Source organism: Rhodopila sp., from assembly GCF_035548235.1.
GTDB lineage: Bacteria > Pseudomonadota > Alphaproteobacteria > Acetobacterales > Acetobacteraceae > Rhodopila.
Window position 1 is genome coordinate 42505 of the sequence record NZ_DASZTJ010000279.1, and the last position, 7561, is coordinate 50065.

7 protein-coding genes are annotated in these 7561 nt (G+C 68.9%); 3 read left to right on the top strand and 4 right to left on the bottom strand.

The window, feature by feature from the left end; all coding sequences use genetic code 11:
* Positions 1 to 1158 carry an ATP phosphoribosyltransferase regulatory subunit gene (locus VHB27_RS22725; protein ID WP_325604901.1) on the bottom strand — a complete coding sequence of 386 codons (1158 nt, stop codon included), beginning with the start codon at positions 1156 to 1158 and terminating at the stop codon, positions 1 to 3.
* Between the two features lie 171 nt (positions 1159 to 1329).
* On the opposite strand from VHB27_RS22725, the gene VHB27_RS22730 reads away from it, so the two are divergent.
* The 3 genes from VHB27_RS22730 to htpG are packed head-to-tail and all read left to right on the top strand — an operon-like array spanning position 1330 to position 5601.
* Positions 1330 to 2766: an MBOAT family O-acyltransferase gene (locus VHB27_RS22730; protein ID WP_325604903.1), complete on the top strand. Its 1437-nt coding sequence runs from the start codon at positions 1330 to 1332 to the stop codon at positions 2764 to 2766.
* Positions 2766 to 3737 carry a hypothetical protein gene (locus tag VHB27_RS22735; protein WP_325604904.1) on the top strand — a complete coding sequence of 324 codons (972 nt, stop codon included), beginning with the start codon at positions 2766 to 2768 and terminating at the stop codon, positions 3735 to 3737. Before VHB27_RS22730 ends, VHB27_RS22735 begins: the two co-directional genes overlap by 1 nt.
* Positions 3738 to 3783: 46 nt before the next feature.
* On the top strand, positions 3784 to 5601 hold the full coding sequence (htpG, locus tag VHB27_RS22740) for a molecular chaperone HtpG (RefSeq protein WP_325604907.1): 1818 nt from the start codon (positions 3784 to 3786) through the stop codon (positions 5599 to 5601).
* Between the two features lie 24 nt (positions 5602 to 5625).
* On the opposite strand, the gene VHB27_RS22745 is transcribed toward htpG, so the two are convergent.
* Genes VHB27_RS22745 through copM form a run of 3 tightly spaced genes read right to left on the bottom strand, consistent with a single transcriptional unit; the run spans position 5626 to position 7461 of the window.
* The gene (locus tag VHB27_RS22745; RefSeq protein ID WP_325604909.1) at positions 5626 to 6411 is read right to left on the bottom strand and encodes an anti-sigma factor family protein; all 786 of its coding nucleotides are present in this window, start codon (positions 6409 to 6411) and stop codon (positions 5626 to 5628) included.
* The gene (locus VHB27_RS22750; RefSeq protein ID WP_325604911.1) at positions 6408 to 6968 is read right to left on the bottom strand and encodes an RNA polymerase sigma factor; all 561 of its coding nucleotides are present in this window, start codon (positions 6966 to 6968) and stop codon (positions 6408 to 6410) included. Before VHB27_RS22750 ends, VHB27_RS22745 begins: the two co-directional genes overlap by 4 nt.
* A gap of 49 nt (positions 6969 to 7017) precedes the next feature.
* Positions 7018 to 7461: a CopM family metallochaperone gene (gene copM, locus VHB27_RS22755; protein ID WP_325604914.1), complete on the bottom strand. Its 444-nt coding sequence runs from the start codon at positions 7459 to 7461 to the stop codon at positions 7018 to 7020.
* Positions 7462 to 7561: the final 100 nt, after the last annotated feature.

The window sequence follows — 7561 nt, forward strand, 5'->3', positions numbered from 1 at the left end:
TCAGCCTTTGCTGTCTAGAAGCGCGGCCTTGCCGGACCGCAGGATATGGGAACACCCGAGGCGGCGTGCCTCGGCAACGTCGTCATCCACCGGCGCCAGGGCGGCGACCGTGGCGAAGCCGTCGGCCCGCAACGCGGCCAGCGCTGCACGGGTTTCGGCGCCATGGGGGACGAACAGCCGCGGACGCGGCGCGCGCGGCGGGGCGACCCGCAGGATCGCGTCGGGATAGAGCGTGATGCCCGTCGCCGGCTCGTTTTCACCGCAGATGTAACGACCGCCGCGCCCGAGCTCCTCGCGCCGTCCAGGGGCATAGACGGTGACCGACACGCCGGTCTCATACCGGAAGCCGCGGAATTCGACGGGATCGATGGTCAGGCGCAGGCCCGGATCGGCGGCGCGGATTGCGGCTTCCGTCTCCGCAACGCGCCGCGCCAGGGCACCGGCAAGGTCGGGCAGCTTCGCCGACCCCAATGCAGCCAGCGCCCGGTCCGCAGGACCGGCGGCCAACAGCAGCTCGGTCAGCACCGGCGCCAGCGCGCCGCCCAGGCGACTGACGGCGGCGGCGTCCTTCCGGTCCAGCGCGCGGCCGAGCATGATGCGGTCGGCGCCGGCGATGCCGGCCTGGTCGAGGAGCGAGGGCACCAGCATCGGCAGCGTCAGGTCGAAGCTGGCACGGGTCAGCCCAATCGAGGCCAGCGCCTCGGCCGCCACCAGGATCGTCTCGGCATCCGCCTGGGGACTGTCCGGCCCGATCAGCTCCAGCCCCACCTGCGACACCTGCCGTTCGGGCGCGAGCTGGCTGCCGCGGACGCGCAGGCACTGGCCGGCATAGGACAGGCGCAGCGGGCGCGGCACGTTGCCCAGCCGGGTGACGGCGATGCGGGCGACCTGCGGCGTGGTGTCGGCGCGCAGACCCATCATGCGCTGGCTGTCGGGGTCCATGATCCGGAAGGTCTGGTCGGCGACAGCGGCGCCGGACCCGGCGAGCAGGCTGTCCTCGAACTCCAGCAGCGGCGGCTTCACGCGCTGATAGCCGTGGGCGGCGAACACCGTCATCAGGGTTTCGACGGACGCGGCCTCCGTTTCCGCTTCCGGCGGCAACAGATCACGCAGGCCGGCAGGCAGGAGCGCCGGATTGGGCGGCAGGTCGTCGGTCATAACGGGCGTCAGCTACCAGCAATCGAGCGGCGGGGGAATGCCTTCCAACGACTGGATATCGAAAGCCGCCCCTGCTGCCACCGGCAGCCAACCGAGACCTCCGTATGCACTCCGCCCGTTCCGGTTAACCGATCGTTAGCGGTTTCCCTCTACAGCTTCCGGCGCCTCGCCATGCTGTTCCCCTCACCCGTTTTCCTCATCGGCTTCCTCCCCGTCACGCTGGCGGGGTTCCTCGTCATCAACCGTTTCGCGTGCCGAGGCGCGGCGCTGGCGTGGCTGGTCGCGGCCAGCCTGGCGTTCTATGGCTGGTGGAACCCCTGGCACCTGCCGCTGCTGGCCGGCTCGATCCTGGTCAACCATGCGATCGTCGGACGGATCAGGGCCTCGGCCTGCCCGCGCCGCTGGCTGGTCGCCGGGCTGGCGCTGAACCTGGGGCTGCTGGGCTGGTTCAAATACGCCGATTTCCTGCTGCACATCGCCCGCCCCGCCGCGCCATCCTTGGGCATCATCCTGCCGCTGGCGATCAGCTTCTTCACCTTCCAGCAAGTCATGTTCCTGGTCGACGCCGCCCGGGACCCGGCTCAGCCGCGCCCCGCCCTGCTGTCCTATGCCGCCTTCGTCACCTTCTTTCCCCACCTGATCGCCGGCCCCATCGTTCGACCGTCCGAGATCATCCCGCAACTCACCCGCGACAGCCGTTTCGATCCGGATGGGCTTACCGAGGGATTGCTGACCTTCCTGCTGGGCCTGGCGCGCAAATGCGTCCTGGCCGACCTGTTCGGCGGCTTCGCCGATACCGGCTTCGACGCCGCCGCCGCAGGGCACGACTTGACTCTGTTCGAGGCGTGGTACGCCACCTTGTCCTACGCCCTGCAGATCTACTTCGATTTCGCCGGTTATTCCGATATGGCGTTGGGCCTGGCGCGGATGTTCGGCATCCGCTTCCCGCTGAACTTCGACAGCCCTTACCAGGCGCGCAACATCAGTGAGTTCTGGCGGCGCTGGCACATCACCCTCGGCGCATTCCTGCGCGACTATCTTTACATCCCCCTCGGCGGCAATCGGCGGCGGCATGCGGTCAACCTGATGGCGACCATGCTGCTGGCGGGTCTTTGGCACGGCGCAGGCTGGAACTTCGTCCTGTGGGGCGGCCTGCACGGGGCGATGCTGGCGTTGCACGCGCAGTACCGCCGCCTGTTCCGTCCGTTGCCCGCCCGTGTCGGCCAGGCGCTGACGCTGCTCGCCGTCATCCTCGCCTGGGTGCCGTTCCGGGCGGCAACGGCGGCGGCGAGTTGGCGGATGCTGGAGGGACTGGCGGGGCTGAACGGCATCGCCTTGCCGCGCATGATCGTCAGCGCCATGCCGCCTTTGGCCATCATCGCCGACCCGGTCTCGGTCATGCCGTCCCTCGGCGATGCCCGCACCTTGAGCTTTCCGGAGATCACCGCATGCCTGGCGTTAGGCTGGTTCATCGTCCTGTGCCTGCCCAATATCCATCGGATGTCGCTGGCCGCGCGGCACTGGGCGCTGACCTCCGGCTTCGCGCTGTCGGTGCAGGCGGTGTTCTTCGCGCCGCACGTCGCGCCGTTCCTGTATTTCCGGTTCTGATGCATCGCCTGGTCCTGGCCTGCGCCGGGTCGCTGCTGCTGTATGGCCTGTTGTTCGCCTTCGTCCTCGACCGCCCGCTGACGCTGGGCGCGCTGCGCGCCCGGATCGAGGCTAACCTGGCGCGCGGCGCCGCGATCGAGGGCCGCAAGCTGGTCATCATCGCCGGCTCCAACGGTCCCTATTCGCATCGCTGCGAGCTGATCGAGGCGCGGATCGGCATCCCCTGCGTCAATGCCGGCGTCGCCGTCGGCGTCGGGCTGGACTACCTGTTCGCCCGCTGGCAGGCGCTGCTGCACCCCGGCGACATCGTCTACCTGCCGCTGGAGGAAGCCCAATACGGCCGCCGCCGCGCGATGGCGGAGCTGGGACCGGACGCGTCGATCATGCTGCGGCATGACCGGGGGACGCTGGCCGGCATGCCCTGGCACCGGCAACTTGCCGCCCTGTTCGCCGGCGATTTGCGCGGCGCGGTCATGAGCGTGATCGAGACCGCCCTGGTGCGCGACGGGTTCCAGGATCCTCGAGCGGCAGCGACGGGCACGTTCAACGCCTGGGGCGATCATGTCGGCCACACCGCCGCAATCGGTGCGGCCAACCAGCCCACGCTGGCCACGTTCACCCCGTTCCATCCGACCGGAGCCGAGGTCGTGTCGGGCTACGGGACCGCCGAGGTCGCCCGGTTCCTCGACTGGGCACGTCAGCATGGGGTCCGAACGATCGGCGGGCTGCCGACGGGCTTCGCCGATTCCCCGATCCGGCCAGGCGCGCTGGCGGCGATCGAGGGGCTTTACCGGACGCACGGCGCGGCGTTCCTGACGCTGCCCAATCTCAGCCGCTATCCGCGGGCGGCGTTCTTCGACACGGCGGACCACCTGAACGAGGTGGCGCAGATCCGGCATTCCGAAGCCGTGGCAAAGAGGCTGGCCGAGATGCTGGCGGATCGGTCGATGCTGACGGCGCAGATGCATTGAAACCTGCCGTCACAGAGCGCATATCGCGCCCCGCAGGAGGGTGCGCATGAACGACACTGTTTTGGAACAACATTCATTCGGCGCCGAAGTCGGGCGCCTGCTCGACCTCGTGGTCCACTCGCTCTATTCCGAGCGTGAGATTTTCCTGCGGGAACTGGTGGCGAACGCAGCGGATGCGATGGACCGCCGGCGGTTTGAGGCGCTGACCGATCCCGCGCTCGCCCCGCCCGCCGACGCCAAGATCCGCATCGTCCCCGATAAGGATGCCAGCACCCTGCTGATCGCCGATGACGGCATCGGCATGACGCGGCAGGAGATGATCGACAACCTGGGCACCATCGCCCGCTCCGGCACCCGCGCCTTCGCGCAGACGCTGGCCGACGCGAAGGCCGAGGACCGGCCCAGCCTGATCGGCCAGTTCGGCGTCGGCTTCTATTCGGCCTTCATGGTCGCCGACCGGGTCGAGGTCACGTCCCGCAAGGCGGGATCGGAGGAAGCCTGGACCTGGGCGTCCGAGGGCAGCGGCCAGTTCACCCTGGCGTCCGCGACGCGGGAACACCCCGGCACCGACATCCTGCTGCACATCAAGTCCGATGCCGGCGAGTACCTGGAGCCGATGCGGCTGGAAACGGTGATCCGCAAATGGGCCGACCACATCACCGTGCCGATCACCGTCCAGCAGGACGGCAAGGACCAGCCCGCCAACGAAGGCACGGCGCTGTGGCGGAAGTCGAAGTCCGAGGTGTCCGAGGACTCCTATAAGGAATTCTACCGCCATCTGGGCCATTTCTTCGACGAGCCCTGGGCGACGCTGCACTGGAAGGCCGAAGGCACGCTGGAATATTTCTGCTTGCTGTTCATCCCCGGCATGCGGCCGTTCGACCTGCTGGACCGCGACCAGGGCTCCGACGTGCGCCTGCATGTCCGGCGCATGTTCATCACCGACAAGGCCGACCTGCTGCCGCGTTGGCTGCGCTTCGTCTCAGGCGTGGTGGACACCGAGGACCTGCCGCTGAACGTCTCACGCGAAATGCTGCAGACCACGCCGGTGCTGGCACGCATCCGCAAGGCGCTGATCGGACGCGTGCTGTCGGAGCTGAAGTCGCGCGCCAAGGATGCCGCCGACTACGACAAGTTCTGGGAAAATTTCGGCGGCATCGTCAAGGAAGGCATCTGGGACGACGCCGAACACCGGCAGGAGATCGCGCCGCTGCTGCGCTTCAAGTCGACCAAGGCGGACGGCTGGGTGTCGCTGGCGGATTATATCGGCCGGATGAAGGAAGGCCAGGACACGATCTATTACCTGACCGGCGATGACGGGCTGGCGCTGAAGAACTCGCCGCAGCTCGAAGGCTTCAACGCCCGCGGCTACGAAGTGCTGCTGATGTCCGACCCGATCGACAGTTTCTGGCCCGACCGGCTGGACAGCTACGAGGGCAAGACCATTCGCAGCGTGACCAAGTCGTCCGACGACCTGGGCAAGGATGAGGAACAGCCGGACATCTCCCTGCTGACCGCCGCGATGAAGGCGGCGCTGGGCGAGCAGGTGGCCGATGTCCGCCCGACGGGACGCTTGTCCGACAGCGCCGTGGTCCTGGCGCCGAACGCCGGGCAGGACCTGCAGATGCAGCGCATCATGCGCCGCACCGGCCGCGCGGCCATGCCGATCAAGCCGGTGCTGGAGGTGAACCCGCGCCACAAGCTGATCGCGGCGCTGTCCGGGAAGCTGGACGACGCGGCATTGGTCGCCGACGCGGCGCAGACGCTGCTGGACCTGGCGCAAGTGCAGGAAGGCGACGTGCCCGGCGACGCGGCCGGGTTCGCACGCCGGGTCACGGCGATGCTGGCGCGAAGCCTGGGGTGACAGTCGACTCGTAGCGCCGGCGGATCAGGCGTTTCCGGACATCTGCCGCCGCACCGCGTTCGCGATCGGGTGCAGCACCAGGGGGTCGGCCCGCCCGACCAGGCAGTACCCCATCCCTTTCGCCGCCCAGGCGAACCCGTTGATCCCGTCCCGCGCCTGCTCGCGCATCGGCATGTCGCGGTCGACCGTCATCGACCGCGTCAGCAGCACCAGCCGCGTGCCGTGGTCGTCGTCATACACGAACATCACCGCCGGCCCGTGTTCGGTCGCCACCAGCCGTCCGCCCATGAAGCGATACCCCGCGGCGGATAGATCGGGCACGCCGACCGGACGACCGAGGCGGGCGGACGCCCAGGCCGTCAGTTGCGCGGCATCGGCCGCGTGCAGTTCCACCGGCCGCATGCGGTCGGAGCCGAAGACGGCGAAGCTGTCCGTCGCCTCCCGCGCCAGCGACGCGATCCCCTCCTGCTGGCCCGCGTCCGACATCCCGCGCAGGGTCCATCCGGTCGCGCCGCCGAGGCCGACCAGCAGCGCCACGGACGCGGCCATCGCCCATTGGCGGAACCGGATCGCGGAGCGCCGCCGCGCCTCGACCAAGCGCATCAGGTTCAGCTCCGGCGGCACCGGTTCGTCGCCGATCGGCAGCAGCACCGAACGCAGCATCGCGCGGTCCCGAGCGAAGCCGGCGATCCGTTGCGCGACCTCGGGGTGGGCGTCGAGATAGGCCGCCACCTCGGCCTGCCGCCGTGGATCGAGCCGTTCGTCGACATAGGCGTTGAGGTCGTCTTCCGAGATGGGGCGGCTGATCATTTCACCCTCCGCAAGAGGGGTTGCCCAGGGGAGTGGTGGGGGGAATGGTTGGGGGACTGACCGGGTTGGCTCGAATCGTTCCGGTCGATCGTCCGCGACAGCCGTTCGCGGGCGCGCGACAGGCGCGACATGACGGTGCCGATGGGGATGCCCAGGACCTCCGCCGCGGCGGCGTACGACAGGTCCTCGATCCCGACCAGCAGCAGGACGGCGCGCTGGTCCTCGGGCAGTTGCGACAGGGTCTGAACCAGGGCGCGATAGCGCAGCCCGTCCTCCTGCGCCGGAGGGACCGGCACCCAGTCCTCCACCGCCGCCAGGTCGACCGGTTGGGGACGGGAGGCCTGGCGGCGGACCCGGGTCATCGCCAGGTTGTGCAGGATGGTGAAGACCCAGGCCCGCGGGTCGCTGTCCTGGCGGCGACGGGACCAGTGCGTGATGGCGCGCTCCAGGCAGTCCTGCACCAGGTCGTCCGCCGCCGCCCGGTCCCGCAGCAGCCCGCGGGCATAGCGTCGCAGGGCGGGGATCATCGGCTCGATCAGACATGCCATGTCGGTCATGTTCGATCTTTGGGACGTGCGGTCAGACGGCACGCCGGTCGCCCTCCCCCTATTTCGACATCATGGGCATCGAATGCATGCCATCCCTGGCCGGCGCAGAGGCCGGCATGATCTTGGCCAGGACCTTGCGCATCAGGGCGATCTCTTTCTGCTGATCGGTGATGATGTTCCGCGCCAGGCGCCGCAGCTCCGGGTCCTTGCCGTAACGCAGTTCGGCGCGCGCCATGTCGATGGCGCCCTGGTGATGCGGGATCATCATCGCGGCGAAGTCGGCGTCGGGGTTGCCGGTCGGCTTGATGCTCATGTCCGCCATCATTTTCCGCATCGCGGCGTCGTTCTCCGTCATGAACCCCGACTCGGCCGCCCCGGGCGCCGGCGCGGCGGCTGGCGGAGGGGACGCGGCCGATGGGGCCGGTTGCGGCGCCTGCGCCAGTGCGGCGCCGCCGGCGAGACAAGCGGCGAGGACCCCCATAGACAGGGTCGAATAGCGCATCAGGGCGATCTCCTTCGTTCGGCGATCCCATATCGGGGGAAACGCGGGCTGGGGCATATTATTCCGGTCGACCGAAATTTTCCCCGTCCGAAATTTTCCC

What these genes read in the sequence shown, in the direction of transcription:
- VHB27_RS22745 (WP_325604909.1), bottom strand. Translation starts at nt 6,411, where the DNA reads ATGATCAGCCGCCCCATCTCGGAAGACGACCTCAACGCCTATGTCGAC.
- VHB27_RS22750 (WP_325604911.1), bottom strand. Translation starts at nt 6,968, where the DNA reads ATGACCGACATGGCATGTCTGATCGAGCCGATGATCCCCGCCCTGCGA.
- VHB27_RS22735 (WP_325604904.1), top strand. Translation starts at nt 2,766, where the DNA reads ATGCATCGCCTGGTCCTGGCCTGCGCCGGGTCGCTGCTGCTGTATGGC.
- copM (WP_325604914.1), bottom strand. Translation starts at nt 7,461, where the DNA reads ATGCGCTATTCGACCCTGTCTATGGGGGTCCTCGCCGCTTGTCTCGCC.
- VHB27_RS22730 (WP_325604903.1), top strand. Translation starts at nt 1,330, where the DNA reads ATGCTGTTCCCCTCACCCGTTTTCCTCATCGGCTTCCTCCCCGTCACG.
- htpG (WP_325604907.1), top strand. Translation starts at nt 3,784, where the DNA reads ATGAACGACACTGTTTTGGAACAACATTCATTCGGCGCCGAAGTCGGG.
- VHB27_RS22725 (WP_325604901.1), bottom strand. Translation starts at nt 1,158, where the DNA reads ATGACCGACGACCTGCCGCCCAATCCGGCGCTCCTGCCTGCCGGCCTG.